General features: G+C 53.9%; 15 protein-coding genes. 13 read left to right on the forward strand and 2 right to left on the reverse strand.

The annotated features are described in order from the left end of the window. Window positions 1-4: 4 nt before the first annotated feature. Both E7745_RS01820 and E7745_RS01825 read left to right on the forward strand, forming a co-directional pair. Window positions 5-1231, forward strand: coding sequence for a transposase (locus E7745_RS01820; RefSeq protein ID WP_136408189.1), 1227 nt, complete (start codon window positions 5-7; stop codon window positions 1229-1231). A 249-nt stretch (window positions 1232-1480) separates the two neighbouring features. Next, window positions 1481-2710 (forward strand): ISAs1 family transposase, encoded by a 1230-nt coding sequence (locus tag E7745_RS01825; protein WP_240740351.1) that lies wholly within the window; start codon window positions 1481-1483, stop codon window positions 2708-2710. 477 nt (window positions 2711-3187) lie between these two features. Here the strand turns inward: E7745_RS01825 and E7745_RS01830 are convergent, their stop codons facing one another. Together E7745_RS01830 and E7745_RS01835 are read right to left on the reverse strand one after the other, a co-directional pair. Beyond that, complete coding sequence (locus E7745_RS01830) at window positions 3188-4582, reverse strand: hypothetical protein (RefSeq protein ID WP_136408190.1); 1395 nt, start codon at window positions 4580-4582, stop codon at window positions 3188-3190. 89 nt (window positions 4583-4671) lie between these two features. Continuing rightward, window positions 4672-5748, reverse strand: a complete 1077-nt coding sequence (locus E7745_RS01835) for a hypothetical protein (RefSeq protein ID WP_136408191.1) — start codon at window positions 5746-5748, stop codon at window positions 4672-4674. Between the two features lie 127 nt (window positions 5749-5875). Here E7745_RS01835 and E7745_RS14980 point away from each other — a divergent pair, with 127 nt between their 5' ends. The 11 genes from E7745_RS14980 (at window position 5876) to E7745_RS01885 (ending at window position 15929) form a co-directional block, all read left to right on the forward strand. Next, window positions 5876-6199, forward strand: a complete 324-nt coding sequence (locus E7745_RS14980) for a hypothetical protein (RefSeq protein WP_240740352.1) — start codon at window positions 5876-5878, stop codon at window positions 6197-6199. 3 nt (window positions 6200-6202) lie between these two features. Further along, window positions 6203-6733: a phospholipase A gene (locus E7745_RS14985; protein ID WP_255575978.1), complete on the forward strand. Its 531-nt coding sequence runs from the start codon at window positions 6203-6205 to the stop codon at window positions 6731-6733. A 128-nt stretch (window positions 6734-6861) separates the two neighbouring features. After that, window positions 6862-7314, forward strand: coding sequence for a D-aminoacyl-tRNA deacylase (dtd, locus tag E7745_RS01845; protein ID WP_136408192.1), 453 nt, complete (start codon window positions 6862-6864; stop codon window positions 7312-7314). A 20-nt stretch (window positions 7315-7334) separates the two neighbouring features. Beyond that, window positions 7335-7697: a nucleotide pyrophosphohydrolase gene (locus E7745_RS01850; protein ID WP_107032199.1), complete on the forward strand. Its 363-nt coding sequence runs from the start codon at window positions 7335-7337 to the stop codon at window positions 7695-7697. Between the two features lie 86 nt (window positions 7698-7783). Continuing rightward, on the forward strand, window positions 7784-8668 hold the full coding sequence (deoC, locus tag E7745_RS01855) for a deoxyribose-phosphate aldolase (RefSeq protein ID WP_136408193.1): 885 nt from the start codon (window positions 7784-7786) through the stop codon (window positions 8666-8668). A gap of 4 nt (window positions 8669-8672) precedes the next feature. After that, window positions 8673-9245: a CD225/dispanin family protein gene (locus E7745_RS01860; protein ID WP_136408194.1), complete on the forward strand. Its 573-nt coding sequence runs from the start codon at window positions 8673-8675 to the stop codon at window positions 9243-9245. Then, a complete protein-coding gene (locus tag E7745_RS01865) occupies window positions 9242-9685 on the forward strand; it encodes a DUF2752 domain-containing protein (protein WP_123397921.1) in 444 nt (147 codons plus the stop codon). Before E7745_RS01860 ends, E7745_RS01865 begins: the two co-directional genes overlap by 4 nt. Continuing rightward, a complete protein-coding gene (locus E7745_RS01870) occupies window positions 9682-11754 on the forward strand; it encodes an HD family phosphohydrolase (RefSeq protein ID WP_160630690.1) in 2073 nt (690 codons plus the stop codon). Before E7745_RS01865 ends, E7745_RS01870 begins: the two co-directional genes overlap by 4 nt. 49 nt (window positions 11755-11803) lie before the next feature. Next, on the forward strand, window positions 11804-14128 hold the full coding sequence (locus E7745_RS01875) for a glycoside hydrolase family 3 N-terminal domain-containing protein (RefSeq protein WP_123397919.1): 2325 nt from the start codon (window positions 11804-11806) through the stop codon (window positions 14126-14128). Window positions 14129-14171: 43 nt separating this feature from the next. Then, window positions 14172-14732, forward strand: a complete 561-nt coding sequence (locus tag E7745_RS01880; RefSeq protein WP_123397918.1) for a shikimate kinase — start codon at window positions 14172-14174, stop codon at window positions 14730-14732. Window positions 14733-14747: 15 nt separating this feature from the next. Continuing rightward, the gene (locus tag E7745_RS01885) at window positions 14748-15929 is read left to right on the forward strand and encodes a hypothetical protein (RefSeq protein ID WP_123397917.1); all 1182 of its coding nucleotides are present in this window, start codon (window positions 14748-14750) and stop codon (window positions 15927-15929) included. Window positions 15930-15949: the final 20 nt, after the last annotated feature.

Genomic DNA, 15949 nt, shown 5'->3' on the forward strand with positions numbered 1-15949 from the left:
GCGTATGAACGTATTGACGATTCTCAAAGACTTCACCTTTCGGTGTAAGTCGGTATTTGAAAATACTACAACCAAGATGAGCAAAAGGTTCCTCAACTGGCTGATTTTAACAATACGCACTGTGGCGTTGATTCCGGGCAAAGTCAATTTTACCCGGCTGTCGCGCTATGGCGGTCGTACAGCCAAGACCTTTGCCTCCAATTTCAAGACACCCGTAGACTGGATGAAAGTCAACATAGGTATGGCACAGGATTGTTTTGGACCGTCCGATGACATGGCAGTGGCAATCGATCCGTCGTTTATCTCCAAATCCGGCAGCCTGACGTATGGCATAGGCCGTTTCTGGTCAGGGGTGGCACAACGTGTCAAACGCGGTCTGGAGATAATGGCGATCGGGGCAATAAGCCTGAGTAAACATACATGTGTGATGCTCGGTGCTGTTCAGTCACCGAACTTCAGGACTCTTGAATCTGAGAAACAAATGTCAATGCTTGACTGGTATGTGGCACTTGTCAGGTCAAAGGCGACAGAGCTGCTCTCACTGACGGATATTCTGGTTGCCGATGCCTTTTTCTCCAAATATGAATTTGTGAATGAAGTGGTTGGCATGGGCTTCCGGTTTGTCGGGAGATTACGTGCCAACTCATATCTGAGGTATCTGGCCATGCCGGATTCCTCCGCCCCGCGAAGACGCGGCAGAAAGAAAAAGTATGGAGAGAAAGTGGATTTCTCCAGCCTTGATATGTCCGTGTTCACTTCATTCATATATGAGGATTCCAAAGGAAACAAAACCCGATGTCACACGGCGGTCGTACACTCGAGGGCATTGAAACGCGACATCCGTATCGTGGTCTGTCCGGTTGAAAACGGAGAGCCTCTCCTGTACTTCTCCACCGACACCGACATGAGGCCTGAAAAGATCATCGGTTTCTACCGCACCCGCTTCCAGATTGAGTTCGGCATACGCGATGCCAAACAGTTCACAGGACTCCAGTCTCAGCAGACCCGGGACAGGGATCGGCTTGACTTTGCGTTCAATCTTTCCTTCACTGCCCTCAATGTCTGCAAAGAGGTCATAAGGAAAGATTATCCGGGTCTTTCGTTAGCGCAGTTCAAACGGCTTATGTTTGAATCTTATCTCGCCTCAACAATTATTTCGACTTGCGGAAAATCTCCGCATCTCAAAATAATTCAGAAAATAAATCATCGGTTGGCTCAGTTAGCGGCTTAGCCAAGGCTGAACAACCTCAAATTTTACCGAATCATTGCAAATAAATTAGCTATTAAATTACTGAAAGATCACGGCTCTTTCATTTAAGATTTCGTCTCATTCTCGACAAATGTGTTATTTTATAGCGAGAGCAGTACGGGCGGAGAGGCTTTAACCTCTGATTTTCAAGAAAATAAGTGCAATGAAAATTTGGCCAAGTGGCAGATTTTTAGTAACTTTATAGGTGATAATCAAAGAGTTACGCCAAAAATGAAGCCACTTGACCAAGTCTGTTCGACTGACGCCTATGCGCCTGATCATACTGCAAAAGTACACAATAAATTTGACACAAGGCGCAGTATTATGGAAGAACTTCGAGCGTTTGCCTCATCCGTGCCGGATTTCCGTAGATTGGACAAAGGCAATTTCCGTCACAGCCTCAACGATATCATCATGCTGATGATACTCGGACGTATGGCCGGATGCATCGGACGAGCCGAGATATTGGAGTTCGGCAGATACAACCTCAACAAATTACACAAAATGGGCCTGTTAAGGAACGGCGTACCATCTGAGGCCACGCTTTGCCGTGTGGAGAACGGCATCAACGATATGGATATGGCCGACAGGATGCAGCAGTTCGCAGACATATTCCTTGAAAGACTTACTTGCGCCAGCCGCATCATTGAAATAATCTGCATTGACGGCAAAGCCGAGCGCGGCACCGTTCAGGAAAACGGGCGAAGCCCGGATATCGTCTCTGCCTATTCGTTCAGCACCGGCATAACAATCGCCACCGAAGCCTGTCAGGAAAAGAGCAACGAGATAAAGGCCATACCGATACTTCTTGATAAAATAGATGTCGCAGGAAAGATTGTCACAGCCGACGCAATGTCTATGCAGAAGGATATTGTCGAGAAAATCAGAAAGAAAGGCGGAGACTTTCTGATAGAACTCAAAGCCAACCAGCCGTCATTGCGATACGGCATTGAGGACAGGCTAGTGGAACACACACCGGTATATTCTTACACCGAAGGTCCCGAACTGGCCCACGGCAGGATAGAGACGAGAACCTACCGCGTATATGACGGACTGGACATTATCGCAGACAAGAAGAAATGGGGCGGAAACATGACCATCATAGAGTATGAATCGTCCACAGTCAAAAAGTCAACAGGAGTACACACCTCAGAAAAACGCCTGTACGTCAGCAGTATGCCCACGGATACTCCGCAGCCCGGAACCATCGTACGCAACCACTGGTCAATAGAAAGTATGCACTGGGGGCTGGACTACAATCTTCAGCAGGACAATATAAAACGCAAGTCGTCGAGAGCTGCCCGAAACCTCGACACCATACAGAGAATCGTTTACTCGGTGTTCTCAATATGGAAAGGACTTCGCAAAAAACAATCGGATAAGAATAAAGGCATGGCCGAACTGATCAGACATATCTCGATGAGCTTTACCCGACTAATGCGATTTTTAAGCCAAAAATGAAAAAAATAAGATTTTAACGAAGAGATAAACAACTGAAATACAGATACAACAGATTACCCGCTTCAGCTCGAAACGGGTAAGGGCAGGTATACACTTTATTTTATCTTAAATGAAAAAGCCGTGCTGAAAGATAAGATCTTAATTCAATATCCTCAAGATTTGGTGCCTATATCTTCCATTCGCTGAATAGTTACTGCTAAGAGGGTGTTTCATAACAATAGTTAAAATCTTTCGGAGGCGATTGTATTGTTTTTTTGTAAATAGTATATTCCATTTGTGAAAATTTTTAAGTTACCTGAGCCTTGATGTCTCTTTTGCTAAATTGTTGAAGCTCGTCAGTCGCATAGCTCGCTATGCTTCTTCCTCTCTTGCAACAATTTATCTAAAAGATACACCACTCAGATTTTAACTCTTGTTATGAAACGCCCTCTTAGTCATTCGACTTGCTCCTCAGAGAGCCAGGCTGCATAGTCAGCGTCAATCCTGATCGCCTGCAGCCTGATAGGCTCCGAGGTTGGGGGCCTCCTGTAGACGGCTGACTCCATAGAAATCAGCCGAAGCCTCCGGCAGAATCAGTGCCGGGTCGGCTGCTCCGAGCGCCGGAGAGTCCGGCTTCAGGCGATAGTCGAAATAGTAGTCGCTGCGCACGGTGTAATAAAGCGGATCGGTGTCCCAGATGCAAGCGATGAAATTGTCATCGTCTTCTCCGTTGCTCTTCAGCAGGCAGCGGCGCAGAGTGACCAGAGAGCCTGAGAAGTCGCCAACTGACAGGTCAGTTCCGTTGCCATAGATGATGCAGTTGGTAAAATCTGCTGTCAGATAAGGCATGGACGAACCGTTGTCACTTTCAGCATCGTAGTGATCAAACTGCACAGAGGGCCCGCGCAGGGCGGCGAAGAGATAGTAATTGGCTATGGTTGTGTGATTGACCACTGCTTTTCCGCCTGTGAGCGAGAGGACACCGTCAGCAGCCTCTGCAAGCTCGCAGCCCACGATCCGCAGATCGGCATATCTGGAGCGCAGTGTGTAGCCGGCGCTGTTGCGCAGACGGCAGTTGACCAAGGTGACCTGCGAAAGCGAATCGGCCAGGACTCCGCTCACGGTGTTGCGGACAATGGTGTGGCTGAGCCTGTTGCCGCGGCTTTCAGGAGCAAACTCCAGTCCGCGCCACTGTGAGGCCATGAGGTCAAAGGAGATCTGCCCTACTACATTGCCGGTGCGGTCACCGCAGAAATTCACCGGGAGTTCCGGAGTGCCTTCGCTGACGAGAGTACCCTCCACGCGGCAATAGGCTTTGTCATGGAAATGCAGAGTGGTGCCTGGAGCGAGAGTCAGAGTGGCTCCGGGGCTGACCACGAGCGAATCGAAAATCTGGTAGGGGTAGACGGCATCGAAGCGGGTGTCGGTGTCAATGATCTCACCGTTCAGCTGTCTGACGTCTTGCCCCTCGGCGTTGATCACCACGCTGCGGGTCACACCGTTAGTGGTAAAGTCGATTGTCTGGTTGATTTCCGTAAGTTCAGGGCGTCCGTTAGGCGCGAGTGTAGCCTCGACAAACACGAAGATCGAATCCTTGGGCCGTATCTCCACATTGTGGAAGTTCTCTCCGGCAAAACCGTCGACGTTCAGGCGGAAAACCCGGCTCCCGCCACGGATGGAGATGTCACTGATGCTTATAATCCGGTTATGCCTGTTGTAGACCTTGAAGCGGCTGGTCGGAGTAGGCTGACCGGTAAATACGGTACCCATATAGAGGGTGTCCACTGAAAAATCGGGCTGCGAGGAGGGAGATGTGTCGATGCCGTCCTCTATACATCCGCCGAGGATGAGAGCGAGGGCTGACATGAGGACTATGCCGAGGAGTGTTTTCATTTTCTAAATTCAGATGTCATGTTATGGTAATCATGCCTACACATAACGCTCTGCAGCCCCTTTTTATTGTCTGTCTTACAGCCTGCGTGTCAGTCGGCTATGGAATCAGCCGGAGTCTCGTCTCTGAAATATGGCGCCAGACGCGAACGCAGAGTGTCAGAGGCCGCGCTGACCGAGCCTCCGCGGTAGACCTGATGACCAAGACTGTCAGTCACGATAAAGAAGGGCACATAAGGCACCTGGACAGCTCTCACGGCGTTGTGAGCCACGCCGCCGGGAAGCCATGCCTGGACCCACTTGGCGCTGTCGCGGCGAATCGAGGCCGCCCACGTGGCGCTGTCAGACATCACGGTCATCTCAATCTCCGTGAAGCGTTTCTTGGGAAGCGTGGACTGCATTTCACGGAGCACCGAGCGTATGCTGTCATGCTTAGACCTGCCAACGAAGACCAGCAGACTGTAGCTCTGCATGGCCGGGACATAGCGGACCACCGTGTCAGGCGCGGCACGGAAAGTCATGGTGCGCACATCGCCGCGCACTGCGGGCGTGAGCTGTTCGCCTACCAGCCCGGCAAAACCGCCTATGACACCCTCCGGACGCGCTTCGGGAGTCAGAGTGTTGATGAGCGAATCGGCAAGCAGTTCATAACCGCGGGCATTGAACCTGGTGGCAAGCAGCATAGCTGAAGATATATATGACGGATTCGCACGCACCTCGCGGGCTATCAGAGCATTGACAGCCGCCGCATCGCCGCTGCGCAGTATCGAGTCGTTGGCCGACAGGAAAGCGGCATAGCGCCGGGAGTCATCGTTTCCCTTGATCTCTATCTTTGAAGGATCGGCAAGTGACATCTTCACCTCCAGATCGTCGCCGTTACGGGCCACACAGCCGAACAGCCACTCACCGTCGACCGTAAAGACATCCACAAATACCGGCTCCTGCGAACTTCCGCGCAATGTCACCTTGTCATCGGCCGGATGGAAAGATGCACGGTGCAGCCCGCGGTCGGCATAAAAGATCTCGACCCCCTTGTTGCCGAGCCCCTTGATGTCACATTTGATAAGAAACTCTTCATCGTTGCCGCATCCGGTCAGCAGGCCGAGCAGCACCAACGGCAGCAGCATGAGTTGGACGAAAAGGCGCGGAAATATGTAGGAATAACGCATAGTGTCAGATTTTTGAGGCAAAAATACGAAATTATTCTTAATTTTGCATCCGGCTGACAACTCTTGTTTTCAAACTTCTTAGCCCCTCCGGCCCTCTGTAACGGCCATAGCCCACCAGACCAATCAGATGAAAAAACTCCTGCGCTTTGCCCTGACCGTCACCGTACTGACTCTGATTTCCGTCGCTGTCCCGCTGCGGACAAGCGCCCAGATAGTCAACATCAACAATGACGAGCTCGACTCCGACAGCGTCAGACGCGCCTTTGACGACGGCCCGTATTTCGGACTCTACAAGGACAACTACTTCATATTCGGCTGCCCCGTGGGCCAGCGTGTCACCCGCGAGAACACCAACATCAAGTTTCAGATCTCCATTGCCCAGCGCCTGACCCGAAGCACTCTTCCGGGGGGCACATATCTCTTCCTGTTCTATTCTCAGAAGTGTTTCTAGAATGTGCTTGAGAACTCATTGCCGATGACCGATCTGAATTTCAATCCGGGCATCGGTCTGACCAAACCGCTTTTCGTCAAAGACCGCTTTGTAGGCAAGATAAACCTTATAGCCGAACATGAGTCAAACGGCCGCGACGGAACCGCATCACGCTCCTGGAACCGCATCAGCCTCGGCGGAAGCATCATGATCGACCCGCAGGTGGTAGTCCACGGCAAAGCCTGGATTCCGATCATCGACGGCGTAGAGAACAAAGACATCCTCGACTATTGCGGCATCTATCAGGTCGGCACGAGCTTCACCTCGCAGAACGGGCGCTTCGGCCTCGCCGTGAACCTGGTCAAGCGCAAAGGCTGGAAACTGAACTATAACACCACGGTCGAACTCAACTACCGCATTTTCAAGCGCGACAACCAGTTTCTGTTTCTGCAATACTACAACGGCTACGGCGAAGGGCTCCTTGCCTACAAGGAATTCCACTCCACGGTGCGCGTAGGCCTCGTGATCAAGCCGCGTCTGTTCAGCGACTACTGATCTGCAACATCATCATCAGCCCCCTGACATAAACAGACATCCCCGATCCGCAGCATCCGTGAAGATGCCACAGCTGAAAAATGGGCAAAGATGATGCGGGAATTCATTTTTTTTGTATTTTTGCACTTATGAGATTAGTTATACAACGTGTAAAAGAGGCTTCGGTAAGCATCGGAGGCTCGCTTCACAGCGCTATCGGCCCCGGACTGATGGTGCTTGTCGGTGTGGCCGACGGCGACAGTGCCGATGATGCCCGCTGGCTCGCAGCCAAATGCACCGCCATGCGCATCTTCGCCGACTGCGAGGGTGTGATGAACCTCTCGGTCATTGATGCCGGAGGCGACATTCTTGCCGTCAGCCAGTTCACTCTGTGTGCATCGACCCGCAAGGGCAATCGGCCGAGCTACATCCATGCCGCCGGCCATAATCTGGCCATTCCTCTCTATGAGCTTTTCTGCTCTGAATGCCAGAGTCTGCTCGGACGCGAGGTCAGAAAGGGTGTGTTCGGCGCCGACATGCAGGTGGCGCTGGTGAACGATGGCCCAGTAACAATTGTTATAGACTCAAAACTACGTGAATAGAAACTACGCGGACAGAAGCCATGAAAATCAATTCTACACCAGATGATTCGATCTCTCTGCGCTCGCTGCAGGCAGTTGTCGACGAGTGGATCACCACCACCGGGGTGAGATATTTCTCCCCGCTGACCAACATGGCCATCCTGGCTGAAGAGACCGGAGAAGTGGCCCGCATCATGGCCCGCAGATTCGGCGACCAGTCATTCAAGCCCGGCGAAAACGCCGATGCCCTTGCCGATGAGCTCGCGGATGTGCTCTGGGTGCTGACCGCCATTGCCAACCAGACCGGCATAGACCTGACCGAGGCCTTCCGCCGCAACATTGAGAAGAAAAGCGTCCGCGATGCCACCCGCCACGCCTCCAACCCGAAGCTGCGCGATGACTGACAGCCACCGACACCTCAGCCTCCACCACCAACCAGTATTAATAAACTTGAAATATTAACCATAAAACCCTGAAAAATATAATCATCATGGATAAGTATCAGCAAGTCATAGCTGACAGCCGCGTGACCACATCTGACGCGGAAGTCGCAGCAAAGGTACAGGAGATTCTTGACAAGCATCTTGACGAGAACCGCACTCCTGAAGTCCTTAAGAAACTTTTCAGTTCCATTGACCTCACCACACTGAAATCCACCGACTCACAGCAGTCAGTGGCTAATTTCACTGAAAGAGTCAATGCCTTTTCCCACGAATATGCCGATCTGCCCAACGTGGCCGCCATCTGCGTCTATCCCAACTTTGTGCCCGTAGTGCGCACAGTTCTCGAATGCAGTGACGTCGACATCGCGGCTGTGGCCGGCTGTTTCCCCAGCGCCCAGAGCTTCATCGAAGTGAAAGTGGCTGAAATCGGTCTCGCAGTAGAAGCCGGAGCTGATGAAATCGACATTGTGCTCGGCCTCGGCGACTTCCTTGACAAGGACTATGAGGAAGCCTGCGACCAGATGATCGAGATGAAACACTCCTGCCGCGACTCCCTGATGAAAGTCATACTCGAAACCGGAGCCCTCAAGACAGCGGAAAACATCCGCAACGCCTCGATCCTGGCTCTCTATTCCGAAGCCGACTTCCTCAAGACCTCAACCGGTAAGGAATATCCCGGCGCATCGCTCGAAGCCACCTACATTATGTGTGAATGTATCAAGGAATACTACGAGAAAACCGGCCGCATGGTAGGCTTCAAGGCAGCCGGAGGCATCTCGACCACCGAAGACGCTCTGAAATACTACACCATTGTCAAGACAGTTCTTGGCGAAAAATGGGTGGAAACCGCTGAGTATTTCCGTCTGGGCGCATCGCGTCTGGCCAACTCCATCCTCTCCGACATTCTCGGCAAAGAGATCAAATTCTTCTGATCGGATGAAATACTGGATAATCATAGACAGCGTGCAGAAAGGCCCGCTGTCAGTCGAGGAACTTTATGCCATACCGGGTCTCAGCATGTCGACCCCGGTATGGCATGAAGGCCTTGCCGACTGGACCACAGCAGCAGCCATCCCCGAAATTGCCGCTATCATAGCTTCGCGTCAGAACGGATTCAGCAATCAGCAGCCTTACGGCCAAAACTACGGCGCCGCACCTCAGCATCCCTACGGCACCCCTTACGGCAATCAGTATTCACAGCCATATGGCGGAGCATACAGACAGCCGACATACGGACAGCCCCAATACGGCCAGGAACCCTTCGATCCTGAGCGTATGCCCCCCATGCCTGACAACTATCTTGTCTGGGCCATCATAGCCACCATCTGCTGCTGCATTCCCGCCGGAATCCCCGCCATCATCTATGCCTCGAAAGTCTCACCCGCCTACATGCGCGGTGACTATAACGGAGCGCTTGACGCCTCGTCGAAAGCACAGATGTGGATCATCATAGCCTTTGTGGCCGGCCTGATTTGGGCTCCGTTCTCGATGTTGCTCGGCCTCTTATGACAAAACCGCCGGTCTACATACCGCCCGAACCGCCTGCCGGCCCTCAGCCCACAGTCAAAGCGCGCGTCACTCGCCGCATGATACTGACAGCCGTCATCCTCATTGCCGCCACAGGTGCGCTTATCCTCTATGCGTCAGTAGACCCTTCGACCAATCTTTATCCGCGCTGCAGCTTCAGGATGCTCACCGGGCTCTCATGTCCGGGATGCGGCTCCCAGAGAGCGCTCCACGCATTGCTCAACGGAGATCCGGCCGCAGCCCTCCGCTTCAACGCTATCCTTGCCATCGAGATCCCGCTGATAGTGCTGCTGATAGTCTCGCGCCTTGCCGGCAACCGAGCCCCAAGGCTCCGCAAATTTCTCAGCGCGCGGGCATTCATCCTGCTCCTCCTCTCGACCATCATTATCTGGACCGTAGTCCGAAACATTTTAGAGATATGAACAAACTGCCATCCCGACAGCTTACATTCCGGGCTTTGCTATTCGTCATCGTGGTATCTGTCTCCGTCTACTTTCTTCCACGCACCAGCGAAAACCATTATGTTTTCGAGGAAGGACGCCCCTGGAGCTATGCCCTTCTCACTGCTCCGTTTGATATCCCCATCCACCTCGATTCACTGAGCGCGGCCAGGATCAGAGACAGCCTGCAGACTCATTTCGAGCCTGTGTTCACCCGCGACGTCACGGCCGAGAAGACCATCGTATCGGACTACACCACCAGGCTCAATTCCACCACCGGACTTGACATCACCCCCTCACAGCGCAACCAGATCATACGCGAGATCCGCAACATCTATGAAAACGGCATCGTGGACCGCGACACCTATAGCAAAATCGCATCAGGCCGGCTGCCGTCAGTGCGCTTCATCCATGACAACGTGGCCATCAGCATGCCCACTTCAGCCTACCTCTCGGCATTCCGTGCCTACGAACATCTCGACAGCATCTTCCGCGACAAGGGGATGCACCAGGCCCTGTCAGCCACACACCTGTCTGAAATTCTTCAGCCCAACATACTGATAGACACCGTAACCACCCGACGTCTTCTTGAAGAAGCACTCCAGAAAGCAATGGCCCCGGTAGGCATAATCCAGCAGGGAGAACGAATCATTGACAAGGGTGACATTGTGACCACTCGGCTCGCCACCGTACTGAAAACATATGAGGAGATTGCCGATGAAAGAGGCAAAGGCACCATCAGCCAGCACTACTATCCTCTGGCCGGACAGATTCTCTATATGGTGATCCTCTTCGGCGCTCTCTACGGCTATCTCTACATCTTCCGCCGCGACTATTTCGATGATGACCGCACGGTGCTCTTCATAATGACCATAATGGGGCTCTTCACCCTATTTGCCTTCGCCATGCAGGCGGCATTCAGAACCGGGCTCTACATCACGCCGTTTACCATCGTGCCGATTCTGATACTGGTCTTCCTGGACTCGCGTACGGCATATTTCTGCCATCTTATCCAGGTGTTGATCTGCGCTATCATCACATCATTCGCGCTGGAATTCGTGTTCATCCAGTTCATAGCCGGAGTGGTGGCCATCGACTCACTCAAAGACCTCTCGCGGCGCAGTCAGCTCATACGCACCGCCGCCCTGATCTTCATTGCCTACGCTGCCTGCTATGCGGCCGTCGAGATCATGCAGTCAGGCTCGCTCTCAAAAACAGAGGGCCGCATTTTCGGCTGCTTCGCCATCAACGCCATCCTCATATCGTTCAGCTATGTCCTGATGTTTCTCGTTGAAAGAGTGTTCGGATTCACCTCCCGCGTGACACTGGTGGAGCTCAGTGACATCAACAACCCGCTGCTGCGCGAACTTTCAGAAGAATGTCCGGGCACATTCAACCACTCTATGGCTGTCAGCAATCTCGCTTCTGCGGCCGCCGGCCGCATCGGAGCCAACGTGCAACTGGTGCGAACCGGAGCCCTCTACCATGACATAGGCAAAATCAAGAATCCGGCATTCTACACCGAAAACCAGCACGGAGTCAATCCGCACGATGCCCTTGACCAGATCCAGAGCGCTCGCATAGTCACCGGCCACGTCAGAGAAGGCCTCGCCCTTGCCGAAAAAGCCAAACTGCCCCAGATGATACGCCGTTTCATTTCCGAGCACCACGGAGCCGGCATGGCGCGCTATTTCTATACCACATACTGCAACGCCCATCCCGACGGAAATGTAGATCCGGCCCCGTTCAGCTATCCTGGCCCGAATCCTCAGTCAAAAGAGACTTCACTGCTGATGATGGCCGACGCTGTCGAGGCAGCCTCAAGGTCTATGCCCGAACACTCGCCGGAAGCAATTTCAGCGCTCATCAACAAAATCATCGACAGCCAGATTGCCGAAGGTCTCCACAACGAATCGCCGATATCGTTCCGCGATGTAAGCACAATCAAAGAGGTCTTCGCACAACGCCTGCGCACCATGTATCACTCGCGCATATCCTATCCGGAACTCAAAAAGGCATCTTCGGCAGAGGCTGACAATAAGAAGTTGTAAAAAAACGGCATCTAAGAATACAAATCAACCTACAAGTTAATAGACTCTCATGCTACGCAAATCACTCCTTCCACTCCTGGCCCTGGCCCTTCCGGCTTTCGCCTACGAACCGATAACACTTCCGGTCATCCCCTCTGATCCGGCAATCGAGAAAAAAGTCAGCGAGACCCTCTCCCGAATGACTCTCGACGAAAAAATAGGCCAGATGACCCAGATACAGCTCGATATACTCGGTGAAAACGGCCCTGACGGCTTCCGCCTCGTCCAGGCCAAACTCGACACTATCTTCGGGGTCTACAAAGTTGGCTCCATTCTCAACGCACCCTATTCCTACTGCCTTGACGCGGAGGCATGGAACGTAGTCATACCTCAGATTCAGGAAGCTTCGATGAAATACATGGGCATCCCCTGCATCTACGGTCTTGACCAGAATCATGGAACAACCTATACCAACGGAGGCACACTCTTCCCCCAGAACCTCAACGTTGCAGCCTCGTTCAACACCGAAATTGCCCGCAGGGCTGCGGAAATCACGGCTTATGAGACCCGCGCGAGCGACTGCCCCTGGACTTTCTCGCCGACTCTCGACCTGGCCCGCGACCCCCGCTGGCCGCGCTTCTGGGAAAACTACGGTGAAGATCCGCTGGTCAACGCCCTGATGGGCGCCGCTGCTGTCAGAGGTTTCCAGGGCGATGACCCGAACCACATCGACGGCAATCACATAGCGGTATCAGTCAAGCATTTCATGGGCTACGGAGTGCCATTCTCCGGCAAAGACCGCACACCGGCCCATATCTCACCGTCAGACCTACGTGAAAAGCATTTCGCCCCCTACCTTGAAGCCATCAAGAACGGAGCGCTGACCGTGATGGTAAACTCTTCGTCAATCAACGGCACTCCGGTCCACGCCGACTGGACTCTGCTGACCAAGTGGCTCAAAAACGACCTGCAGTGGGACGGCCTGATTGTCACCGACTGGGCCGACATCAACAATCTCTACACACGCGAGAAAGTGGCCCGCGACAAGAAAGATGCCATCCGCATAGCCATCAACGCAGGCATCGACATGGCGATGGAACCCTATAAGGTTGACTACTGCACCATTCTCCGCGAACTTGTGGAGGAAGGCAGCGTCAGCATGGAGCGCATCGACGATGCTGCCGCCCGCGCGCTGAGACTCAAATACCGTCTGGGGCTCTTCGACCATCCCAACACCACTCTCAAGGAGCATCCCGACCACGCTTCGAAAAAATTCCGCAAAGAAGCTCTTGAAAGCGCTGTCGAGACTATGGTCCTGCTCAAGAACGAAAACAGTCTCCTGCCGCTGAGTCAGGGCACACGCCTATTGGTGACAGGACCTACAGCCAACTCAATGCGCTCGCTCAACGGAGGCTGGTCATACACCTGGCAGGGCCATCTTACCGACAGCTATGCCAAAGATTACAACACAATCCTCGAAGCCCTCAGTGCCACCTTCGGAGCGGCAAATGTAAGCTATGTCCCGACTGTAAGCTTCAACAACGAGGGGCATTATGAAGACGAAACTGTCAGCGATTTCGCACCGGCGCTCAAGGCTGCCGAAAAGGCCGACGTGATCGTGGCATGCATCGGCGAAAACTCCTACTGCGAGACTCCCGGCAATCTGACCGACCTGCATCTCTCTGCCAACCAGCGCGAAATGGTCAAGGCCCTCGCCAAGACCGGCAAACCGATACTGCTCGTCATCAACGAAGGCCGTCCGCGCATACTGGCCGACATCGAACCACTGGCCCAGGCTGTGGTCGACGTGATAATCCCCGGCAACTTCGGCGGCGATGCCCTCGCCCTGCTCCTGAGCGGCAAGCGCAACTTCTCGGCCAAGCTCCCCTTCACCTATCCGCGTGAAATCAACTCGCTCGTCACCTATGACTACAAGGTCAGCGAGGAGGTAGGAAAGATGGAAGGTGTCTATGACTATGACGCCCGCGTCAACGTGCAGTGGCCTTTCGGCTATGGAAAAAGCTACACCACCTTCTCTTACTCAAACCTCCACGTAGACAAGCATCAGTTCGGCCCCTCTGACATGCTCACCGTCACAGTCGACATAACCAATACCGGATCAGTCGACGGCAAGGAAGCCGTGTTGCTCTACTCTTCTGACCACGTGGCATCCGTAGTGCCTGACAACAAGCGCCTGCGCGCCTTCGACAAACTCGCCCTCATGCCAGGCGAAACCCGTGCGGTACGCTTCACGATTCCAGCCTCCGACCTCGCGTTTGTCAACGCCCAGGGCCTGTGGACACTCGAAGCTGGCGACTTCACCCTGAGCATTGGTCCGCTCAGTGCCACTGTGAGCTGCTCCGAGAGCTACACCTGGACAAGCCCGAACATCTGATCTCCCCTCCTGACACATTAATATAGAAATATTATCTGACAAAATGAAGACCATCTTTCTCATCGGCTACATGGGCTGCGGCAAATCCACCCTCGGAAAGGCGCTTGCCCGGCGTTGCGAACTTGATTTCATAGACCTCGACGATTACATCGAGGCCCGCGCCGGCAAGAAGATCCGCGAAATTTTCGCCGAGGAAGGCGAGGAAGCTTTCCGCGACATGGAACGCCGGATGCTGCGCGAAGTCAGTGCCGACGGCAAGCGTGATGTTGTGGTGGCCTGCGGAGGCGGCACTCCCTGCTTTGCCGGCAACATGGAACTGATGCAGTCAAGGGGTCTGACAGTGCTGCTCGCAGCCTCCGAGGAACGGCTGTTTGAAAGGCTCAAACGCGGACGCCACAAACGACCGCTGATCGCAGCCCTCGGTGACAGCGAACTGGAAGAGTTTGTCAGAAAGCAGCTGGCCGCCCGCATGCCTTTCTACAGCCGTGCGGCCGAGATCTTCGACAGCACCTGCCTCGAAGACGAAGACCAGATAGAAGAAAAATGCCGGGCCTTCATCAGCCGTTTCGGTCTGCGGCTGAAAGAAAACGGATCTCAGGACTGAACAAAGTACAAGCATATGCCACAGTTCACCCACACACCCCAGGAACAGCCCCAGGAGACTCTGACTGACCGCCAGAGCCTCACCATAGGCCTGCCCGCCTGCCAAAGCCCCTCGGAACGGCGCTTCCCGCTGACACCAGAGGCGGCCGCCGAGCTGACTGAACGCGGTTTCCGCATAAAGATGGAAGCCGGAGCCACGGCGGCGATCAACTACACCGACAACCAGTATATGCGCGCCGGTGTCAGCGTAGGCACCCGCAGTGAGGCCTTAGGCTGCGACATCGTCATACACCTTGCCCCGCTTGAAGCTGCCGATGTGCGGAAAATGCGTCGCGGAACCATGCTCCTTACCCTGCTCAAGCCGCAGAACCAGCATACCGATGCCATAAAGGAACTTCTGAAGCGCCATATAATCGCCATAGCCCTCGACCTCATTGAAGACTCAGGCGGCTGCACTCCGTTTGCCGATATCCTTGCCGAAATCGACGGCCGGGCCTCGGTGGCTATGGCATCATCGCTGCTTGCCGACGCCACACGCGGAAAAGGGATACTGCTCGGTGGCGTGGCCGGAATCATACCCTGCGAAGTGCTTGTCATCGGGTCTGGCATCGCGGCCTGTGCGGCAGCACGGTCGGCAGTAGGGCTCGGCGCAACCGTCAGAATGTATGACAACGACGTCTATTCCCTGCGCCGCGCATCGCAGCAGCTCGGCCCGTGGGTGATAACCTCCACGCTGCATCCCCACACACTTGAAAACGCGCTTCGTGCGGCCGATGTGGTGGTGGCCACTCCCACCACAGAGCCTTTCAGCGCCGGATCAGAGCTTACCTCGGTGATGAAACGCGGCGTGCTTGCCTTTGACCTTTCCTCTGACAGCGGCAAGGCGTTCCCGGCCATGACACCCGTTGATCTCGCCGACGCATTGGCAGTAAGAGAATCGGCCTCTCTGCGTGAACGTATCTGCTTCGTACATGCAGGCTGCGCCGTTGCCCGCACAGCCGCAATGGCTCTCAGCAACACGCTGATCACCCTGATGAGCTCAATTGTCAGCTGCGAGGGAGTGAGCAATGCCCTTAAACTGCTGCCGGGCATGCAGAAAGCCACCTATACATTCTTCGGGCGCATTGTCAACCCACAGGTGGCCAAGGCTGCCGGGATGCGCAGTGTAGACATCAGCATTTATCTAACCCTTTCATAAGCTTCCTCCTCCACCTATAT

The organism is Duncaniella sp. C9 (assembly GCF_004803935.1).
Classification (GTDB): Bacteria; Bacteroidota; Bacteroidia; order Bacteroidales; family Muribaculaceae; genus Duncaniella; species Duncaniella muris.